This window comes from Psychrobacter sp. UBA5136 (assembly GCF_002414005.1).
Lineage (GTDB): Bacteria > Pseudomonadota > Gammaproteobacteria > Pseudomonadales > Moraxellaceae > Psychrobacter.
Genome location: NZ_DHYG01000043.1, coordinates 63,401 through 83,829 on the forward strand (window position 1 = coordinate 63,401; position 20,429 = coordinate 83,829).

19 protein-coding genes are annotated in these 20,429 nt (G+C 44.8%); 7 read left to right on the forward strand and 12 right to left on the reverse strand.

The window, feature by feature from the left end; all coding sequences use genetic code 11:
* Positions 1–15: 15 nt before the first annotated feature.
* A complete protein-coding gene (locus B4240_RS06210; RefSeq protein WP_296237526.1) occupies positions 16–354 on the forward strand; it encodes a RidA family protein in 339 nt (112 codons plus the stop codon).
* A gap of 151 nt (positions 355–505) precedes the next feature.
* A complete protein-coding gene (locus B4240_RS06215; protein WP_296237528.1) occupies positions 506–928 on the forward strand; it encodes a tetratricopeptide repeat protein in 423 nt (140 codons plus the stop codon).
* A 113-nt stretch (positions 929–1,041) separates the two neighbouring features.
* Here the strand turns inward: B4240_RS06215 and B4240_RS06220 are convergent, their stop codons facing one another.
* The 3 genes from B4240_RS06220 to B4240_RS06230 all read right to left on the reverse strand — a co-directional run bounded on the left by B4240_RS06220 (position 1,042) and on the right by B4240_RS06230 (position 4,592).
* Positions 1,042–1,869 carry an enoyl-CoA hydratase gene (locus tag B4240_RS06220; protein WP_296237530.1) on the reverse strand — a complete coding sequence of 276 codons (828 nt, stop codon included), beginning with the start codon at positions 1,867–1,869 and terminating at the stop codon, positions 1,042–1,044.
* A 135-nt stretch (positions 1,870–2,004) separates the two neighbouring features.
* The gene (locus B4240_RS06225; protein ID WP_296237533.1) at positions 2,005–3,141 is read right to left on the reverse strand and encodes a glycerate kinase; all 1,137 of its coding nucleotides are present in this window, start codon (positions 3,139–3,141) and stop codon (positions 2,005–2,007) included.
* 98 nt (positions 3,142–3,239) lie between these two features.
* A complete protein-coding gene (locus tag B4240_RS06230; RefSeq protein WP_296237536.1) occupies positions 3,240–4,592 on the reverse strand; it encodes a GntP family permease in 1,353 nt (450 codons plus the stop codon).
* A gap of 240 nt (positions 4,593–4,832) precedes the next feature.
* Between B4240_RS06230 and cobT the strand changes: the two genes are divergently transcribed.
* From cobT to B4240_RS06245, 3 genes are read left to right on the forward strand one after another with little or no spacing between them, the layout of a single operon-like run.
* Entirely contained in the window at positions 4,833–5,930 is a 1,098-nt protein-coding gene (cobT, locus tag B4240_RS06235) for a nicotinate-nucleotide--dimethylbenzimidazole phosphoribosyltransferase (protein ID WP_296237538.1), read from the forward strand.
* Positions 5,930–6,829 carry an adenosylcobinamide-GDP ribazoletransferase gene (gene cobS / locus B4240_RS06240; RefSeq protein ID WP_296237540.1) on the forward strand — a complete coding sequence of 300 codons (900 nt, stop codon included), beginning with the start codon at positions 5,930–5,932 and terminating at the stop codon, positions 6,827–6,829. The genes cobT and cobS overlap by 1 nt, the downstream gene beginning before the upstream one ends.
* 30 nt (positions 6,830–6,859) lie before the next feature.
* Positions 6,860–7,462 (forward strand): histidine phosphatase family protein, encoded by a 603-nt coding sequence (locus tag B4240_RS06245; protein ID WP_296237543.1) that lies wholly within the window; start codon positions 6,860–6,862, stop codon positions 7,460–7,462.
* A gap of 109 nt (positions 7,463–7,571) precedes the next feature.
* Here B4240_RS06245 and B4240_RS06250 read toward each other — a convergent pair whose 3' ends face one another.
* The 6 genes from B4240_RS06250 to ppsA all read right to left on the reverse strand — a co-directional run bounded on the left by B4240_RS06250 (position 7,572) and on the right by ppsA (position 13,165).
* Positions 7,572–7,796, reverse strand: coding sequence for a hypothetical protein (locus B4240_RS06250; protein ID WP_296237545.1), 225 nt, complete (start codon positions 7,794–7,796; stop codon positions 7,572–7,574).
* Positions 7,797–8,045: 249 nt separating this feature from the next.
* Entirely contained in the window at positions 8,046–8,555 is a 510-nt protein-coding gene (gene rplI / locus B4240_RS06255; RefSeq protein ID WP_296237547.1) for a 50S ribosomal protein L9, read from the reverse strand.
* 25 nt (positions 8,556–8,580) lie between these two features.
* Positions 8,581–8,808: a 30S ribosomal protein S18 gene (gene rpsR, locus B4240_RS06260; protein WP_296237549.1), complete on the reverse strand. Its 228-nt coding sequence runs from the start codon at positions 8,806–8,808 to the stop codon at positions 8,581–8,583.
* A 16-nt stretch (positions 8,809–8,824) separates the two neighbouring features.
* Positions 8,825–9,223, reverse strand: coding sequence for a 30S ribosomal protein S6 (rpsF, locus tag B4240_RS06265; RefSeq protein WP_296237553.1), 399 nt, complete (start codon positions 9,221–9,223; stop codon positions 8,825–8,827).
* A gap of 326 nt (positions 9,224–9,549) precedes the next feature.
* The gene (locus tag B4240_RS06270; protein WP_296237554.1) at positions 9,550–10,536 is read right to left on the reverse strand and encodes an RDD family protein; all 987 of its coding nucleotides are present in this window, start codon (positions 10,534–10,536) and stop codon (positions 9,550–9,552) included.
* 244 nt (positions 10,537–10,780) lie between these two features.
* Positions 10,781–13,165 carry a phosphoenolpyruvate synthase gene (gene ppsA / locus B4240_RS06275; protein ID WP_296237556.1) on the reverse strand — a complete coding sequence of 795 codons (2,385 nt, stop codon included), beginning with the start codon at positions 13,163–13,165 and terminating at the stop codon, positions 10,781–10,783.
* A 426-nt stretch (positions 13,166–13,591) separates the two neighbouring features.
* Between ppsA and ppsR the strand changes: the two genes are divergently transcribed.
* Both ppsR and sthA read left to right on the forward strand, forming a co-directional pair.
* Positions 13,592–14,488: a posphoenolpyruvate synthetase regulatory kinase/phosphorylase PpsR gene (ppsR, locus tag B4240_RS06280; protein ID WP_296237557.1), complete on the forward strand. Its 897-nt coding sequence runs from the start codon at positions 13,592–13,594 to the stop codon at positions 14,486–14,488.
* Positions 14,489–14,701: 213 nt separating this feature from the next.
* Positions 14,702–16,345 carry a Si-specific NAD(P)(+) transhydrogenase gene (gene sthA / locus B4240_RS06285; RefSeq protein WP_296237559.1) on the forward strand — a complete coding sequence of 548 codons (1,644 nt, stop codon included), beginning with the start codon at positions 14,702–14,704 and terminating at the stop codon, positions 16,343–16,345.
* 287 nt (positions 16,346–16,632) lie between these two features.
* Here the strand turns inward: sthA and B4240_RS06290 are convergent, their stop codons facing one another.
* Genes B4240_RS06290 through B4240_RS06300 form a run of 3 tightly spaced genes read right to left on the reverse strand, consistent with a single transcriptional unit; the run spans position 16,633 to position 20,408 of the window.
* Positions 16,633–17,862, reverse strand: coding sequence for an ABC transporter permease (locus B4240_RS06290; RefSeq protein ID WP_296237560.1), 1,230 nt, complete (start codon positions 17,860–17,862; stop codon positions 16,633–16,635).
* Positions 17,862–19,178: an ABC transporter permease gene (locus B4240_RS06295; protein WP_296237562.1), complete on the reverse strand. Its 1,317-nt coding sequence runs from the start codon at positions 19,176–19,178 to the stop codon at positions 17,862–17,864. Before B4240_RS06295 ends, B4240_RS06290 begins: the two co-directional genes overlap by 1 nt.
* Before the next feature lie 3 nt (positions 19,179–19,181).
* Positions 19,182–20,408 carry an HlyD family secretion protein gene (locus B4240_RS06300; RefSeq protein WP_296237563.1) on the reverse strand — a complete coding sequence of 409 codons (1,227 nt, stop codon included), beginning with the start codon at positions 20,406–20,408 and terminating at the stop codon, positions 19,182–19,184.
* Between the last annotated feature and the right edge of the window lie 21 nt (positions 20,409–20,429).

Consider the following 20,429-nt stretch of genomic DNA (forward strand, 5'->3'; position numbering starts at 1 on the left):
TTAAGGACAATAACCATGCAAAAGCTCCATAGTAACCAACGTATGAGTCAAATTGTGATTCATAACCAGACCATTTATCTGTCCGGCCAAGTCGGTAATAGTGAAGATGACATCAAAGCGCAAACCTTAACGTGCCTAGAGAAAGTCGAAAAACTGCTGCAAGAAGTTGGCAGTGATAAATCAAAAATGCTCTCAGCGACCGTCTGGCTAAAAAGCATGGTGGATTTTGCGGCGATGAATGAAGTGTGGGATAAATGGTTTGAAGGTGTCCAGCCACCCGCGCGCGCATGTGGCGAATCGGCGCTGGCTCGTCCTGAGTTACTGGTCGAAATTACCGTTATCGCTGCTGAATAAACGCTTGTTTTGCATGCTTAGATTGAAGATTAGATAAAATAAAAGGGCGTGATATTGATATCACGCCCTTTTCTATGCGCTAATTATACAAAGTAGACTATAATCAACCCCATTTAACGTAATTGACGTGCAAATAAATAAGGCCACCATCATGATTAATACCAAGATATATAAATCCATTTATGTGTTAGCAGAAAAGCTGCTAGAAGCGGACAGTAAAAACGATCAAAAAACCTTTGATGCGCTATATGGGCAACTAAAAGATTTGTGCATCGAAAACGAGAAAAGCGATAAAGACCATCCTGAGCAGTGGGAGACACTGGCTGACTTTACCGAGGATTTGGATAAAGCGCTGGTTATCTATCAAAAAGCGTTAGATAAAGCCGCGGTGATAAATTCAAAAGACCATTTAGCATCGATTGCCTTTTCTATGGCTGAGCTGCAAATTGAATTGGGACAAACCGATGCCGCCATCAAAAGTCTACAAAGTGCCAAAATTAGCGCTAATAAAATCGAAGATAAAGAATTTAAGGCCGAGATAAGCGATTTATTGGCAAAATTGCTCGCTAACTAAAGCGCTAAAATGGGCGACTACTATTTTAAGTAGTTTACTTGTTGTCCAGCTCTCTATTTAGCTAAATATCATACTAGAGACAGTTTTTGCGCTCTAGTATAGGGATAAGACAGCTAATATCCTCTCCATAGCGCAGGACGTTTTTCGAAAAAGGCGTCGATGCCTTCGCTGACGTCAGCCGCCATCATATTGCACGTCATCACCTCAGCCGCATATTCATACGCATCGGCCAATTCCATATTCAGTTGTTTATAAAACATGGCTTTGCCAGTTCTAATGGCCACTGAAGATTTGGATATGATAGCGCTGATCAAAGACTGTAGCGTACTGTCTAACTGCTCAATGCTTGTCACACGATTGATTAGACCTTGATCTAAGGCAGTATGGGCATCGATAAACTCACCAGTGATGAGCATTTCAAACGCTTGCTTGCGAGGTAAGTTGCGACTGACCGCAACAGCTGGCGTAGAGCAGAACAACCCTACATTTATCCCAGACGTAGCAAACTTAGCATTATCAGAGGCCACTGCCAAGTCACAGGCTGCGACTAACTGGCAGCCTGCTGCGGTTGCGACACCTTGTACTTTGGCAATGACAACTTGCGGCATACGATTGATGGTTAGCATCATTTGGCTACATTTTTGAAACAGATCACGCTGGAAGGTCTCATCAGGATTAGCACGCATCTCTTTTAGATTGTGTCCGGCACAAAACGCTTTGCCATTGGCGGCGATGACTACTACTTGTACGCTGCTATCTTGCGCGATATCGTCTAGCTCTGATTGCATGGCGGAAAGTAGCTCAACAGATAAAGCGTTAAATTCTTTGGGAAGGTTTAGGGTCAAGGTGACTACACCGTTTGAATTAACATCTACTTCTCTGATAATAACTGCTTCATTGATATTATTGATTGAAGTCGCTGTTGGGCTAAATTGAGTCATTTATCATCCTTGATAATGGTTGTTTATACATAAAGTAGCGCGAAAATCGGTTTAACTCTCTTTTAAATACTAGCATGCTTTGCTTGTTAAGCAACCCGATTGTTGTTTTATGGGTTAGCAACTAGCGGCAATCCATTATTTTATAATTTGACCCAATTTTATCGCCGTGGCAATATTAGTAGCAGTAGTCTCAATATTGTTATAAGCGTTTTTAAAGACATTATCGAGGGTGTCCAGCTTTTGGATACTGGGCATGATGACATCAAACTGACTGGTTTGAGCCGGTTTTAGCCCATCAACACTGCCGCAAATAGCAATGACTGGCGTATGGCTTAGTTTGGCAATTTGGCTAATACCGCCCGCCACTTTGCCCATCGCAGACTGAGCGTCAAGCTTGCCTTCACCAGTGATGACCAAGTCTGCAGCGGCGATATGCTGTGATAAATTGGCCACTTTTGCCACTGTATCAAAACCGGATTTTAACTCCGCTTGGCAAAAGCTCATTAACGCATAGCCAAGTCCACCTGCTGCGCCAGCCCCCGCTATCTCTTGATGGCGTTGATAGCCGTGCTGCTCGCATACACTGGCAAAATGACTTAACGCTTTATCTAACTCACTGACTTGCTGCGGACTAGCGCCTTTTTGAGGACCAAATATCGCGCTAGCTCCCAACGCGCCGCATAGAGGGTTGGTGACATCACAGGCCACTTCAAATACTGTGTCCAACACGCTGGCATGAAAGCTTGTCGCATCCAGTCGTTGCAAGTTGGCAAGCGCGCCGCCGCCTTGGGCTAACATATTGTCATCACCATCATAAAACGTCATACCAAGCGCCGTTAGCATACCAAGCCCGGCATCATTGGTGGCACTACCGCCAAGGCCTATGATGATGCGCTTGACGCCCTCCTCTAAAGCATCCGCAATCAGCTCGCCGACACCATAACTGCTAGCGATGACAGGATTGCGCTCTGCTACCGTCAATAGATGTAAACCGCAAGCTTGCGCGACTTCGATGACCGCCGTTGCATCAGGCAGTAATAAATATCTTGCGCGAATCGGACGCATTAAGGGGTCATGGACGCGCACTTCTTTCCAGCGTCCACCTAACACATAAGAAAGCACTGCTGAAGTCCCTTCGCCGCCGTCTGCCATCGGCAACAGCTTATAGTCAGCCTCAGGAAACACTTGACGAAATCCCGCCTGGATCGCGTGACAGACATCTAGTGCCTCTACACTTTCTTTAAATGAGTCAGGGGCGATTAAAATTTTCATGGCTTTCTCTTTAAATGGCTCTTACATCTTTTTTTAATAACTTATTTTTCAATAACTTAACTTTTAATAATTTAGCTTTTAATAAACTAAATAGGGCGCTAGATAAATACCAAAGTTAATAACCAAATAAAGACAATGCTGGTCACGCCTTGAATACCCGTTGCCATAGAATGGGCTTTGTAAGCCTGCGCCACGCTCATACGACTAAACTGACTAACAATCCAAAAAAAGCTGTCATTAGCGTGCGAGATAGTCATCGCGCCTGCACCAATCGCCATCACACAAAATACGCGGCCAAGCTCACTATCAAGACCTATTTGACCTAATAATGGCGCGACCATCGCTGAAGTGGTAACCAAAGCAACGGTGGTTGAACCTTGTGCTGTTTTAAGCGCGGCAGAGACGATAAATGGCATAAAAATACCGAGCCCTAGCGCGGATAACGTCGTACCCAAATAATCGCCGATGGGCGTGACTTTTAGCATAGCGCCAAACGCGCCGCCAGCACCCGTAATTAAGAGAATAGGCGCCGCAACTACCAAGCCTTGCGCGATACTATCGCTGATTTGCTGCGTTTTTTGCTCAGTGTTAATCAGTAAGAATGATAAAAACAAACCAATCAATAGGGCGGTTAACGGATTACCAATAAATATGAGAATATCAGTTAATGTGCCGCTACCAAATGGTGTACTGGGTAAATTGGCAACAGACGATAAGCAAATCAAGACAATTGGTACGATAATAGGTAAAAACGCCATGGCTGCTGATGGCAGTTTGCTGTAGTCGTCGCGAGTTTTTATATTGTCTGGCACAGCGACCGCATCAAGGGCATCGATATTGTCAGGGGTGGCGTTAAGGAAGCGATTGGACCACAGCCAGCCTGCAAGTACCGCAACGGCGGTGACGACAACACCGACCATGATGACCAAGCCTAAATTTGACTCAAGCCCCAAGTTGCCTGCTGCGGCAATCGGTCCGGGTGTTGGCGGCACAAAGGTATGGGTGGCATATAAGCCGGTCGCTAAGGCAATACTCATTGCCACGCTTGATACTTTTAAGCGCTCAGCTAAAGACTCTTTTAACGAGTTTAAAATGATATAGCCTGAGTCGCAAAATACGGGTACCGATACGACAGCACCGACGATAGACATGGTCAAAGTAGGAAAGCGTGGCCCCAAAACTTTAATGACCGTTTCTGCCATAACGATGGCGGCGCCTGTTTTCTCAAGGATTAAGCCAATAATGGTACCAAACACAATCACCAGACCGATATATCCTAAGATACCGCCAAAGCCATCAGAGATGGTTTTTGCAACCGTATTAAGCGGTACTTGATAAAATAGTGCGACCAAAAAGGCAGATAATATCAACACTAAAAAAGGATGCCACTTTAGCTTTGCAGTGGCAAAAATAATAAAAAGAATGGTCAGCAGCAGCCAAAATACGATCATTACTGTCTCTATATAGTGGTTAATGTCTTATTACTATTCATGCAACTCATATGGCCTGCACTGATTGAGGGCTAGCTTAACATCAATAGTAATACGAATTTTTAAAGGGACATATTCTATAGTAAATCCACCCTGCTAGGGAGCCTATTCGGCTCATATTTAATTTTATTCATGGTAAAGCTTAGATACTCTGCTAGTATGTGGGTTTTGCTTTAACGTATAACAATTAGGATGGTATCCTTGAAGACACTGAACACATTGACAGCGCCTAAGATTATAGCGCCTAAGATTATAGCGCCTAAGATTGCAAATATAGAAAACAGCGAGCTGCGTCAGCAGTTACGACAAATTATCGACCAAAAGACCAAACCGCTTGGCGCCCTTGGACGCTTAGAAACGCTTGCTGTGCAGTTAGGTATGATTCAAGGTACGGCCACGCCGCAAATTACGCAACCACAAATCCGAGTGTTTGCTGCCGATCATGGCTTAACCAAGCATGGCACATCCGCGTATCCTAGTGCCGTCACTGCGCAGATGGTTTATAACTTTTTGCAAGGCGGCGCCGCCATCAATGTGTTAGCCCGTCAGCATAATATTGAGCTAAAAGTGGTCGATGCTGGTGTCGATGCCGACTTTACCAATTCTCCTTTTAAAGACCATCCGCAATTGCTTGATTATAAAGTTCGTCACGGTAGCCGCGACGCGCTAACCGAGCCCGCCATGACAGCCGCAGAATGTCTAGCCGCGTTAGAAAATGGCATGAATATTGTCAAGGGTATAGCAGGCAATCTATTAATTGTGGGGGAAATGGGTATTGGCAATACCTCTGCGGCGAGCCTCTTGCTGGCAAGATTGGGCGATATACCGATTGATGCTTGCATCGGTCGCGGTACCGGTCTCGACGATAAAGGGCTAGCGCATAAGGCGAATATCTTAACGCAAGTATTAGCGCAGCATAGTGACGTGCAAGCACCATTTGACGTACTCGCGGCATTAGGCGGGCTTGAGGTTGCCATGATGGCAGGGGCGCTGATTCAAGCTGCCAGTGAGCGCCGTATTTTACTAATCGACGGCTTTATTGCCAGTAGCGCGTTGTTGGCGGCTGAGCGCTTAGCGCCCGGTGTTGCACAATATGCTATCTTTGCTCATCATTCGGTCGAGCCGGGACACGCGCACTTACTAAAACTGCTTAATGCTGAGCCCTTACTCAATATGGGTATGCGCCTAGGCGAGGGTAGCGGTGCAGCGCTTGCCTACCCATTATTACAGTCGGCTTGTGCCATTATCAATGAGATGGCAAGCTTTAATGATGCCGGTATTAGTGGACAAAATAGCTAATGTCCAAATTATCAAAAAAGCCATCAAAACAACCTTTAAACCATTCGTTAAATCAACCAGATTTACCACAGAAATCTGCGCCTAGATTAACCTTTGTTCACTCTATAAAGTATGAATGGCGTCTATTGCTAGTCGCTGTGCAGTTTTTAACGCGTCTGCCCGTACCGCAATTTGCCAATTACAATCCGCAATGGCTTCATGAGAGTAGTCGCCATTTTCCTGCGGTAGGTTTATTGGTTGGGCTGCTTTGTGCTGGCGTGTTTTGGCTTAGCAGCCCTTTATTTACGCCTTTGGTAGCGGCGGTGCTAAGTACTGCGTTTGGCATTAAGCTGACTGGCGCTTTTCACGAAGATGGCCTTGCCGATAGTTGCGATGGGCTTGGCGGTGGTCTGACCCGCGCGCGTACTTTAGAGATTATGAAAGACTCGCGCTTGGGCACTTATGGTGTTTTAGGTTTGGTTTCAGCGCTACTACTTAAAATCAGCTTATTGGCCTCTATGCCATTATCGGTGGCTATCGTGGCGCTAATTATTGGTCATACCGCTTCACGCTTATTGTGTATTAGCTTGCTTGCGCTATTGCCTTATGGCGGCGAGATTGAGCATGCCAAAGCCAAGCCGATGGCGCAGCAGCTGACGCCATTACAAGGACTGCTCAGCAGTGGTTGGCTTATATTGGCTGGCGTGTTAGTCATGCTTTTATTTCCTAATACCGTGCAGCAGATTGGTATTTGGCAATGGTCATTGGCTTTATTGCTAGGCATCGTAGCGACAGATTATATGCGCCGTTTATTACGTAGGCGCTTAAATGGCTATACGGGCGATGGTTTGGGTGCCACACAGCAGCTAAGTGAGATTGCTATTTATATCGGGCTTGCTGCCTCGAACGCCTTTATCTAAGTTAACGTTAAAAAAGGATAATGTTAGCAAATGGTTTTTTATGTTTGGCGCCATCCAAAGCCCATCGGCGCAGATGGCTTTTGCATCGGACAAACTGACATTGATGTCGATAAACGTAAACTCAAACGCCTTGCCAATAAAATACAGCGCTTCGTGCGTTTGAATCAATTACCAAAAGTAGTTTGGGTTAGCCCGCTACAGCGCTCCTTAAAAGTTGGGCAAATACTAGCGCAGCGCGGCTTTCAATACCATGTCGCCCCTGACCTGGCGGAAATTCATTTTGGTGTGTGGGACGGTCAGCCTTGGTCACAAATTGCCAAGCAAGAAATTGATAACTGGTGTGATGATTTTACGGATTTTGCATCCGAAGATGGCGAGAGCCTACAGCAGTTATTTAACCGTACCGAGGCGTGGTTAAATAAAATGGCTATGCAAAAAACTATGCAAAATGTGCAAAATAGTAAAGATAGCCCAATACTAGTGATCGGTCATGCGGGCTGGATAAATGCTGCTAGTATGTTTGTCGCTGGGCAAGAAGTACCAAAAATAGCTACTGAGTGGCCACGACCAGTCAATTATCTAGAGCGTCGCCAACTAAATTTTCAACCAAAAAAAACTGACCATTTATCATGATCAGTTTTTTGGATGATGCCTTTTTTGATTTATTTTAACTTCCTTTCTTGCTCTACCTTTTATATCAACTTGTCTGTCATCAATTCATCAATTCATCAATAAAAATCTTTTAATCTATTTTATCAAACCACGCTTTATTGTCTTTGGCGCTCATCGAATCAAAACTGACGTAGATACCTTTATCATCTAAGGTTGCATACCAATGGTTGTTATTATCGCCAGTCAATATCTGGAAGTATTTATTATTGACAATTCTACCGACGGTATAGATTTCACCTTCTGTGTAAAATTGGTTACCTTGGATGCATATTAATTTATCATCAGTGTTTATCATATTGTCCCGTTTTATCTGTGGCTAAATACAGCTAGGATAGCAACTACATTGATAATATTGAATATGACTTTATGAGCAGTATTTTATTATTAGGTATAGGTTGTGCAGGTGATTTATTACTATTTATTGCTGAGATATACGATTGTAATTTTTGTTAAGAAAATACCTACTTAGCAAACGCAGCAAATTTTAACCATAAAAAAAGCCAGCAACATGACGTTACTGGCTTTTTTAGACTGCTACTAAAGCTTACTCTTCTGAGTAATCTTCGTTGTCGTCTTCAACTTCTTCAGCTGCGTCTTCGATGTCGCCATCTTCAGATAAAATGGTCACTAAGATGCTAGCAGTAACGTCGTGGTGTAGTTGAATATCAACATTGTATTCGCCCACTTGACGCAAGGTGCCTTCAGGTAGCTTGATTTCAGCACGGTCAACTTCTAGACCTGAGTTAGTCAATGCTTCAGCGATATCGCGAGTACCGATAGAGCCAAATAGCTTGCCTTCGTCACCTGATTTGGCGCGCATGATAACATTAACGTCAGTTAACGCGTCAGCACGTTCTTGAGCAACCGCTACTTCTCTTGCTTCTTCAGCTTCAAGCTCAGCACGACGTGCTTCAAACTTTTCAATGTTTGCTTTAGTTGCAGGTAGTGCTTTGCCCTGAGGGATAAGAAAGTTACGTCCGTAACCTGGTTTTACATCGACAGTTTCACCGAGTTTACCAAGGTTGACGATACGCTGTAACAAAATAATTTGCATGAGTCATTCCTAGTTAACGGTTAAATTACTGATGGTTGTCAGTATACGGAAGTAGCGCAAGATAGCGAGCTTGCTTGATAGCAGTGGCTAGCTGACGCTGATATTTAGTAGACGTACCGGTGATGCGGCTTGGTACGATTTTACCATTGTCACTGATGTACTGTTTTAGCAATTCAACATCTTTATAATCGATGTGAGAGATGCCTTCAGCAGTGAAACGGCAGAATTTGCGACGGCGATAGAAACGTGCCATGAGTATTCTCCTTTAATTAGTCTTCACTGTTGTCGTTGTCGTCGTTTTCACGATTGTCTGGACGACGAGTCGTTGCTTTGCGTGCGCGTTTTTCATCGGCATTCTTGGCTAACTGCGACTCTTCAGTGACAGCTTCGTCACGGCGCATAACTAGACTACGAATGATCGCGTCGTTATAACGGAATAATTCTTCAAGTTCAGCCAAAGTGTCACCGTCAGTTTCGATGTTGAAAAGAACGTAGTGAGCTTTGTGAATTTTGTTAATTGGGTAAGCCAATTGACGACGACCCCAATCTTCAAGGCGATGGATCGTACCGCCGTTGTCTTGAACCAACTTGATATAGCGTTCAACCATGCCAACCACTTGGTCGCTTTGGTCTGGGTGTACAAGTAACACCAGTTCGTAATGTCGCATTATGACTCCTTACGGATTAGTAGCTATTAACCCTATGTTAATAGCAAGGAGATTTATAAGGTAAGCCCAAATTTTATCGATTTCTATAAAAAACAATAGGCAATAAGCTTAGTTTATAAAGCGCCGTATTATAACAGGAGTAAGCGCTTAACACAAAGATTAATCGCGGCGTGGTTGTTAATAAACGATAAAAGCATAATAAAAGTAAGAAGTTTTTTCTTAGCAATAAAAAAGCAGCGTATAAACGCCGCTTTTTCATATAACCTTGTGATATTTCTAACAATCTTTTTTATAGCGCTCGATTTTATAATAAGGCTATAAAGCCATTATTTTACTTTTGACTCTTTTACTAGCTGGCTGCTATCCGCTTTGACCACCAAGGTTTTAGCCAGTTTGTCATGCCAACCGATATTTTCAGGACTTTTTGAGGCCATATAATAATGCACCGCGATGACCACAAAACCTAAAAAACTGGTAAAGGAAAATAATAAGTTATAAATGATAAACAGCAACAAGGTACGCATACCGATAAGCTTGGTAAAAGATGGCAGGCGATGGGTCGTTTGATCAACGACGCGGATACCGGTAATCAGTTTACCAAGTGATTGCCCGCGCAACATTATAAATAGCAACTGCAGCGCAAATAAACCAAACACCATGATTTGTGACATCATCAAGGTGCTACTAGGAATGCTCTCCATCAGTGTCATGGAATACTGATACGCAGCGTCCATATCTTGGATGTTTTGAAACTTGGTATAATCCACGTTCATCTTGGTTAACGCCATAACCAGTGGGAAAATCGCCAATACATAGAGTAAACCATTAAGTGCGGTTGCTAATACCCGCGACATAACCGGCGCAAGCACGACATCACCGACGACTTTATCTTTGACTGAGATGTTTTTGGTAGTGCCAGATTTTTTCAATGACACATTGTTACTTGGGGTGTATTGACGGTTGGTCGTCATATCCAGCTTAGTGTTTTTGGCATTTTCTGCCGGACGCTCAGGCTTACCATACAATCTATCTAACGATACAGATTTGTTATCTTGACCCGTGTGGCTATTAGAATCTTCTGGGAATACCGTCACATTATTAATAATAGAATCATTAACATCCGCTGACGATATGGGCGCAGGACGGTAGTAAGTTTGATTGTTGGTTAAGCTGCCAACACGCTGCCACTGATCTAGGCCTTCATGCCACATCAAATCATCTAATACCACTTCACCAGAGGCGAGCATAATATTGAGCTGATCCAACGTGTATGGACCAGCTTGGACGTTATTTCGAGCAAGGAAAATCTGCATAATTGCCTACATAGTTAGTCATAACTTAAGTCGCTGTTTTTAAACGTTTTCTCTTTAAACTTTCTCTTGTTAAACTGTTACTTTTTAAACTGTTTTTAAGTCACGTTTTCAAGCTACTTTGTTAAGTCATTTTTTAAAATTACTTTTGATGATACATTATATTAGGGTCTATTTGAAAAAATCAAATAGACCCTAATGCTTGTATCTTAAATGACTGTTTGAATCAACGCTGTGACGTAACGGCTTATTTTGTTTCTTCACCTGCTAAGAAGAACCAAGTATCTAACACTGAGTCAGGGTTTAATGACACTGAGCTGATACCTTGTTCCATGAGCCAGAAGGCAAGATCTGGATGGTCTGATGGGCCTTGACCACAGATGCCGATATATTTGCCCGCTTTGCGGCAAGCTTCAATTGCCATAGATAATAGCTTCTTAACCGCAGGATCACGCTCATCAAACAGATGTGAGACGATACCTGAGTCACGATCAAGACCAAGCGTGAGCTGAGTCAAATCGTTTGAGCCGATTGAGAAACCATCGAAGTGCTCTAGGAACTCTTCTGCTAATAGGGCATTGGTTGGGAGCTCACACATCATGATGACGCGCAGGCCATTTTCGCCACGTTTTAGACCATTTTTCGCGAGTAATTCGATGACCTCAGCTGCTTCGGCAACGGTGCGGACAAATGGAATCATAATCTCAACGTTGGTCAAGCCCATCTCGTCACGCACGCGTTTTAGCGCTTTACACTCAAGCTCGAAGCAGTCACGGAAGTTGTCAGAAACGTAGCGACTTGCACCGCGGAAACCAAGCATTGGGTTTTCTTCTGATGGCTCGTACAGTTTACCACCAAGTAAGTTCGCGTATTCGTTTGATTTAAAATCAGACATACGCACGATAACTGGCTGATCCATAAAGGCAACAGCAAGCGTTGAGATACCTTCAACCAACTTATCAACATAAAAATCAACTGGTGAAGCATAACCGGCGATACGCTCATTGATGGCTTGAGCAATTTCACGTGGCAAACTGTTCATGTTTAGTAGCGCTTTTGGATGCACGCCAATCATACGGTTGATGATAAACTCTAAACGCGCAAGACCGATACCTTCGTTTGGCATTTGGGTAAATGAGAAGGCGCGATCTGGGTTACCAACGTTCATCATCACTTTAAACGCCAGCTCTGGCATAGATTCAACAGAGTTGGTTTGTACATCAAAATCAATCTGGCCTTCGTAGATAAAGCCCGTATCACCTTCAGCACAAGAAACCGTCACGTCTTGACCATCAACCAATAACTCAGTGGCATTACCACAACCAACGATTGCTGGCACGCCAAGCTCACGGGCAATAATAGCCGCGTGACAGGTACGACCACCGCGGTTGGTGATGATAGCAGAGGCGCGTTTCATCACTGGTTCCCAATCCGGATCTGTCATGTCAGAGACTAACACGTCGCCGTCTTCTACTTTGTCCATCTCGTTTAAGTTGCTAACGATACGCACTTTACCAGCGCCGATACGCTGACCGATTGAACGACCTTCGCATAAGATTTTAGCGTCGCCAGTATTGATGATATAACGCTCCATGACATTGCTGTCTTGGCGGCTCTTAACAGTTTCTGGACGAGCTTGGACGATAAAGATTTCACCGCTGTCGCCGTCTTTTGCCCACTCGATGTCCATCGCTTGGCCGTAATGCTTTTCAATGGTCATGGCTTGCTTAGCGAGTGAGTTTAGCTCTTCTGTCGTTAAAGAGAACTGCATGCGGTCTTGTTTTTCGACATCGACGGTTTTGACTGATTTCTTGGTGCTACCTTCATCACCATAAATCATTTTCTTATGCTTGCTACCAAGATTACGGCGGATAACGGCAGGCTTGCCATTTTCAAGCAACTTTTTAGAAATGTAAAATTCGTCAGGGTTCACCGCGCCTTGCACGACCATTTCACCAAGGCCGTAGCTTGAGGTGATAAAGACCACTTGATCATAACCGCTTTCGGTATCTAGGGTAAACATAACGCCCGCCGCGCCCGTTTCTGAGCGTACCATGCGCTGAACGGCAGCAGATAGAGCAACGCCTTCGTGCTCAAAGCCTTTATGCACACGATAAGAAATCGCACGGTCATTATATAGCGAGGCAAATACTTCTTTGATGGCAATTAGGACGTTATCAATGCCGCGAATGTTCAAGAACGTTTCCTGCTGACCGGCAAATGAGGCATCTGGCAAATCTTCAGCTGTGGCAGAAGAACGCACCGCAACCGCGATGTCTTCGCCGCCACTCATGGTTTCAAACGCCTGGCGCACTTCTTGCTCAAGATCACTTGGCAGCTCTTGCTCAATAATCCACGTACGGATTTTTTTGCCCGTCTCAGCAAGCTTGTTGACATCGTTCACGTCAAGTGATTTCAGCTCGTTATTGATTTTGTCGAGCAGACCTGTTTCTGTCAAAAAGCGATTGAACGCATTTGAAGTGGTCGCAAAGCCACCTGGAACGCTGACACCCAAATCAGATAAATGGCTGATCATCTCGCCAAGCGAGGCATTCTTGCCGCCAACCATCTCAATGTCGTCTTTTCCTAGCTGATCAAGATTGATTACAAGTGCTGTAGATTGCGCTGCCATGATAACTCCAGAAAATAAGGTTATTTAGTAAAGATTATAACGGTCGATTATACCCCTATATTTGCATAAATTCGATACCTAGAGTCAAATAATTCGTCAAAAAGATACAAATTGTGGCGTTTGCTACATATTTGCTAGAGGCGGTCGTAATATTTGCCTGCTAGAGTATAGTAAAAATGGAAACATGGCGGGTTTTTGCAGTAAAAGCTTGTATACCAAACCTTCCTTTATACAGAGCCTTTTAATGTATAAAAGCTTTTAATATAGGCTAGTTATATATGCACATAGCTAAGTGTACGCCTGTAACATTGATTTCTATTAGGCCGCTATTGTGCGTATAATATAGGGCATAAATAATAATTTATTAAAGATTTCTTCGCGTTAAGCAAAGGCTACTATTGAGGTTTTAACCAAGGTGTTCACGTTATGTTCGTAAACCATTCGATCGAACCAGCCAAACCGACTATTCAAAACAAACAAGCATTGCAAGTTGATAACGACCAAAATATCAGAACGGCATTTTTTATCTCCGATGGTACCGCGATTACCGCAGAAACCCTTGGACGCGCTATTTTAAGTCAATTTTCCTCTGTGCCTTTTGAGACGCGAGTGTTGCCTTATGTTGACAGCCTAGAGCGTGCCGAAGATGCCGTCGAACAAATCAATATGGCCTATCAGCGCGATGGTTTGCTGCCATTGGTATTCGATACCATTGTCAGCCCTGATATTCGTGAAAAAATCAACTCGGCGCATAGCTGTAATTTGGATATGTATGAAGGCTTAATTGGCCGGATAGCAGAAGAAACGGGCGTTGAGCCGGACGCGCATGCGGGTCATGCTCATGACAACGTTGATTCTGAAACCTATAAAGAACGTATTGATGCCGTGCATTTTGCCTTAGATAACGATGATGGGGCGCGCACCCGTCATTATCATGCGGCAGATATTATTCTTATCGGCGTTTCGCGTTCTGGCAAAACACCGACGTCACTTTATCTAGCGCTACAATTTGGTATTCGAGCAGCAAACTATCCGTTAACCGAAGAAGACTTAAACGACAATCAATTGCCAAAAGCCTTACGCGAGCACAAGGATAAGCTGTTTGGTTTATTGATCGACACCGATCGCTTAGTAAAAATCCGCCAAGAGCGCCGAGCGGGTAGTCGTTATTCGAGCTATCAGCAATGCCAGCAAGAGCAGCGGGCGATACAAGGCATTTATATCTCGCAAGGCATTCCAAGCCTTGATGTGTCTGAGATGTCTGTTGAAGAGATTGCTACCCGTATCTTGCAGATGACGGGTCTTAAACGCCGTATCGGTTAAAGGGATTAATCATTACAGAATAATAGATAACGGCTATGGTGTTGGCTATATCAATAGTGTCATTGTAGTGATGATTGCAAAATATCCTATCACAACGTATGGTAGGCACGCTTTAGCGCTATGAGCCTAACTTTCTAAATATCTGTACTAGATAACTGTAGACATTCATAGCCTAAAAAACACATAGATTCACCAATTAATAAAGAGGATACGATGGGAAGCAAACCGATAAGCGACGCGACCAATGACACTGGCAAAGATACTCATACCGAGGTGTCCAACAAAGAGAGCGGCCGCGCACCAAACCCTGAGCATACGGTGGGTAAAACTAAAAAAGCAAAAATTGAGCAAACCCATGAGCAAGTCACTGAAGACATCATGCATCACCCTGACTTGGTCAATCCACTCGATGATATCCGTATCGATATCAAAACCCCTTTTACCAAAGACTCGCAGCGTATCAAAGGCGACAAGCATAAGTATGAGTATGACGCCGTTGTCTTAGGCGCAGGGCCTGCTGGTGAAGCGGCGGCGATGAAGCTGACCAAGGCTGGCAAAAAGGTAGCGGTAATTGATCCACGCGAGCAGGTTGGCGGCAACTCTACCCATGTTGGTACGATTCCAAGTAAAGCCTTGCGTCAATCGGTGTTTAACCTGATTAGTTTCCGCCGTGACCCTATGTTTACGACAGGGATGGAGTATCAGCAAGTCCCGCTAAACCGCGTGCTGACCAATGCGCGCCGCGTAATACGCAACCAGGTGAGCACCCATACTCGCTTTTATGAGCGCAACCGTATCGATGTGATTCATGGCTGGGCAAGCTTTATTGATGCGCACACCTTAAGCGTCGAAAAGGATGACGGTGTCTTTGAAACCGTCACCTTTAATAAAGCCATTATTACCGTCGGTAGTCGCCCTTATCGCCCTGACATTTTAGATTTTAACCATCCGCGCGTGTTTGACTCTGATAAAATTCTGCAAATGGATTATGTGGTCAAAAAAATCATCATTTATGGCGCAGGGGTCATTGGCTGTGAATACGCTTCTATCTTTACCGGCCTTGGCTACAAAGTTGACTTAATTAATAACCAAAATCAATTGCTCAATTATTTAGACAGCGAAATTAGTGATGCCATCGCCCATGACTTTAGACAGTTTGGCGTACTGATTCGTAGCAATGAAGAAATTGATCATCTTGAAACCCATGATGATTACGTGGTCTTGCATCTAAAAAGTGGCAAACGCATCAAATCCGATGCCATTCTTTGGTCAAATGGGCGCTCAGGTAACACAGAAGGGCTGAACTTAGAAGCCATCGGTCTTGAAGCCAATAGCCGTGGTCAGCTAAAAGTGGATGATACCTATTGTACGGGCGTCGAAAATATCTATGCCGCTGGTGACGTTATCGGCTGGCCATCGTTGGCGTCAGCGGCCTACGACCAAGGTCGCTGTGCCGCGGCATTTATGGTTGGCGATAGTGATGCCGAGCCAGTATCAAGCGTGCCAACGGGTATTTATACCATTCCTGAGATTTCATGTATCGGTAAGACTGAGCAAGAGCTGACCGATGAAAAAGTCCCTTATGAAGTCGGGCAGGCATTCTTTAAACATCTGGCACGGGCGCAAATCATTGGTGAGCGTTCGGGCGTGTTAAAGATTTTGTTCCACCGTGAGACGCTTGAGATTTTAGGTATTCACTGCTATGGCAATCACGCCTCAGAGATTATTCATATCGGGCAGGCGGTGATGAAGTGCAATAACACGCTCGAGTATTTTGTTAACACAACCTTTAACTACCCAACGATGGCAGAGGCCTATCGCGTCGCAGCCCTCAATGGTTTAAATCGTGTGTTTTAACGATAAGATATAGTCGATTCACTGTAGAACCGATAAAGTGCTACTGGGATGAATTTTTCGTAGCCTCTGTCTAGCAGCAAGCAAGGAAAATTTATGCCAGTAGCACACGATTATTAACGCATCGTTTTCGTTTTGAACTGCGTAAAGCAAGAGTAATAAAAAAGCGCCTGCTTATTAAGTAGGCGCTTTTTTTTGGCGTTTTTTAATAAAGCGACTTTTAATAAAACAAAGGCTGCAGCCGTCTTTTTAATTGAGTATTTGTGTTTTTAAATTTAAAAGGCAGTTTTTTAAAAGGCATTTTTGTTTTGGGTACGCCAGCGAAAAAGTAACAATAACAAAAAGTAAAATAGCCACAATCCTGCCAAGGCATAAAAACCGGTCGCGACTTGCGCCACGCTAGCACCCATTTGGTTAAGCTGCACCGAGGTATTGATGCCAGGCGTTGTTGGTATCACCCAGCGGATGATTTGCAAAAATTCTGGTAATTGATTGGCAGGCCACGGATAGCCACTGACAAAAAACATCGGTAGCGAGCTAAAAATTAAGATTTGCATGCTGCGCTCACGCTGGCGGAACCAAAGGCCAAACACGCAGCCAAGCGTTGCCACCGTCGGGCAAAATAACAGCAAAAATAATAAGCTGCCGAGCATATTTTGTCCACGTGGATAATGATGCAGCTCAAAGCCCCAGCCATAATAAAAGCAGCCGATAATAAAGCTCAACATACTAAGCGCTGCAATACGGCCAAGCCAGCCGCGAATACTGGCTGCATGACGACGCTGCTCATACCAAGTGCCAATCAGCATCGCTGTCGACATCAACAGGGTTTGCTGCAAAATAAGAATAGACACCGCTGGCACCACGTAAGCGCCGTAGCCTTCGGTTTGGTTGTATAAAGGTATAATCCTTAACGGCACGGCTTGGGTACTTGTCGCTGCGGTCGCCGCATACGCCCCTTGCGCCACGCTTTTTTTAATCTCAACGCCTGCCGATACGGTGCTGACCGCCTGCAAAAAGCCCATTTGGACGTTTTTATTTAACAAAAAATAACCGCCATTACCCAGTACGCTGACGCTTGCCGCTTTACCCGACATGACTTGCTGTTCAAGTCCGCTTGGGATAATCATATAACCGGCGATGTCATCGGACCACATCGCTTCTTGAGCTTCTTGCTCATTTAAAAAGCGCTTGGTATCTAGCTGCGGGCTGGCACTGGCATAGCGGACGATGGTTTGAGACAAATTACTGTTGTCTTGGTCGACAACACCGACTGGCACATGGTTGACCACTTCCGTTGAGTACGGCCAAGGATAAAAAAAGCCATAAATAATCGGCGCAATCATTAATAATAACAGCACACCTTTATCAGAAAAGACGTCTTTAATGGTTTGTAAAAAACTGCCGAAAAAGCTTTGCGATGGCGTATGGCTTTTTGCCTTTAATGCTGCGTTAGAAGGCTGATTTTTTGTTGCTTCAGATTGCTTTTGTGGCAAAGACGCTTTTGATGGCATAGACATTAGCGTGCTCCCCAGCGTTCAGGATGTGCGAGCGCGCGTTTGCTCAATAAGGTGGCTATAAACATAGCAATAACGGTCGCAAGCGCTAGTCCATAGACAATAGATAAAGAGATGGCAACCGGCGCTTGCATCTGTAATTGTGCAATGTGGAGCTTAAGATAATGGGTCAGTGGCAGGGCGTCTGACCAATGCTGAGCGTTTTCACTGATGGCGATATAAGGAAAAGTCACCCCAGCAAAGGCATAAGAGGGCGCTGAGATAAAACCCGTCGATGATAAGCCCATGCGTAATGAAAACGAGGTTAAGGTAAATATCGCGCCAAGCCAAAAAGACAGCATCATAAGTATGACAAGACCAATATAAGTTGCAATGATAGAGCTAATGGCGACCGCTTGCTGCGGCGTGGCAAGCCATAGCGCCAGAACTGACCATAAGCTATAAGCAAGCATCGGCCAAAAGTATTTGCCCAATAAACCAAAAAGCAAAACCGAAACACTGGCTTTTCTAGGTTTATTATCCGCGGCAAAGGTTTTATCGTCTTCGCTAGAGGTTGGAGCTGTTATGGCTTTATTATTTTGAATGTTTGTTAAATCAGGTTGACCGTTATCAATAAAGTCATACCAACGGCCCATTTGCTTATCACGTAATTCGCGCCCAATGGTCGTAGCACCGATGACCATGGCTAAAATATGCAGCAGGGCTGGGATGACCGTTGATGCTAAAAACTGCTGGTAATCGGTTGCCGCATTAAACAAACTGATGCGCTGAATACCAATGGGCGAGTAAGCAATCGCCGCTTGTGATGGTGCCATGCCTTTTTTTACCAAGCGTTGTATCTCAACGCCCGCCGATAGCGTCCCAATTACGGACTGCACGCTGGTTTGGATAATGCCAGAATGCGTGCCATATTGTGCGTTTACTTGTAGCACGATGGGCGCAGGTTTACTCGATGAGATATTGCGCGAGAAATCCTCAGGGATAATGACCACCGCATAAACATCACGTTGCAACAGTGCCGCTTCTACCGCTGCTGGCGAATGATAAAGCTGCTTTACGGTCAGGTTTGGATTGGCTTCTAAGTAACGCACCGCAGTATTGGCAACAGGGCCGCGGTCGTTATCCATGACGCCAATGGGCAAATCGGTGATTTGTATGTTTGAAAAAATCCACCAAATCAATAACACGGTCGCAAGGGGTATCCAGACCACCATGCTTAAATCCCATGGATTTTTGGCTAAAAAACGGCGCTCGTAGGCGGCACTGCGTACAAATGCGCCAATTAACCCGCGTTGCCCCTTTTGCTCAGACAGGTGCATGGCTTACTCTTGGGTCTGATTGACAAGGGCTGGGTTGATACTGACAACCACGCTCATGCCCGAGCGAATACGACGATCAGGCGCTGATGGTCGCGCTTTGACTTCAAAGGTGCGCACATCAAAACCATCATTATTATTGGTTGGGCGCCAAGTAGCAAAGTCAGACAACGTTGAGGTCGCATAAACGGTAAACTGTTTGGTATAAGGCTTTTCAGGTGAAGACAAAGCAGGAATCGTACCCATAAAACGCTGACCAATGGCAAATTGGTTTAAATGGTTTTCCGTGACGTTGAGTACCACCCATTGATCATCGGTATTTACCAGGGTTAGGATAGGAACGCCCTGACCAATGACTTCGCCCGCGTTGACGATAACATTATCTACGATACCGGCAATCGGACTTTTTAGATTGGCTTCTTCTTTAGCGACCAGCGCTTCTTCTAACTGCGCATCGACTTGAGCAACTTGGGCGGTTGCAGCAGATTTATCTTCGCTACGAGCGCCTTCCATTGCCAAATCATATTGCAGGCGCGCCGCTTCCGTTTTATCTTTGTTAGCCAAATACTGCGCATAGGCCTCATCACGTTTTTGCCGTGCCATCAAGCCTTCTTCATACAGACGATTGACGCGCTGATAGGTATTTTCTGCCAAGTCGGACGCCGCCTTATTGGCTTGCCACGCCGCTTTTGCCTGTGCAATTTCTTGCGGGCGGGCGCCGTTTTCTGCTTTATCGAGCTGACTTTGGGCCATTTGCTTGCCAGCACGCGCTTGATTAATCTTAGCGTTAATCTCAGGTGAGTCCATCTCAATGAGCTGCTGCCCAACGGTAACTGCATCGCCTTCTGTGACCAGAATTTTTGCAATACGTCCTGGCACTTTTGCGGCAATGGACGTTTGCTGCATTTGCATCTGACCTTGTAAGGTGATGACTTCAGACTCACTGTGCTCATCGCTTTTGTATAAACCATAAGCGATAGCACCTAATATAATAATCACGAGGAGCGCTAAAATCGCCTTTTTTATCGTGGCAGATTTATCCGCTCTTGCAGGCTCGCGTTTATAGGGCGGCACTGCTTGCTCTTGTTCAATATCAGCCGTATCGACGCCAGGTTCAGACGCATCAAAATCAGCAGCAGACGTTTGCTCATTATGACTGCTATGCGATGCAGCTGATGGGTCTGAATCATTTAATTTGCGTGAGTCGCCTGATTCGTTGGTAGATTCAGTCATGACAGAAAGATTCCTAAAGCA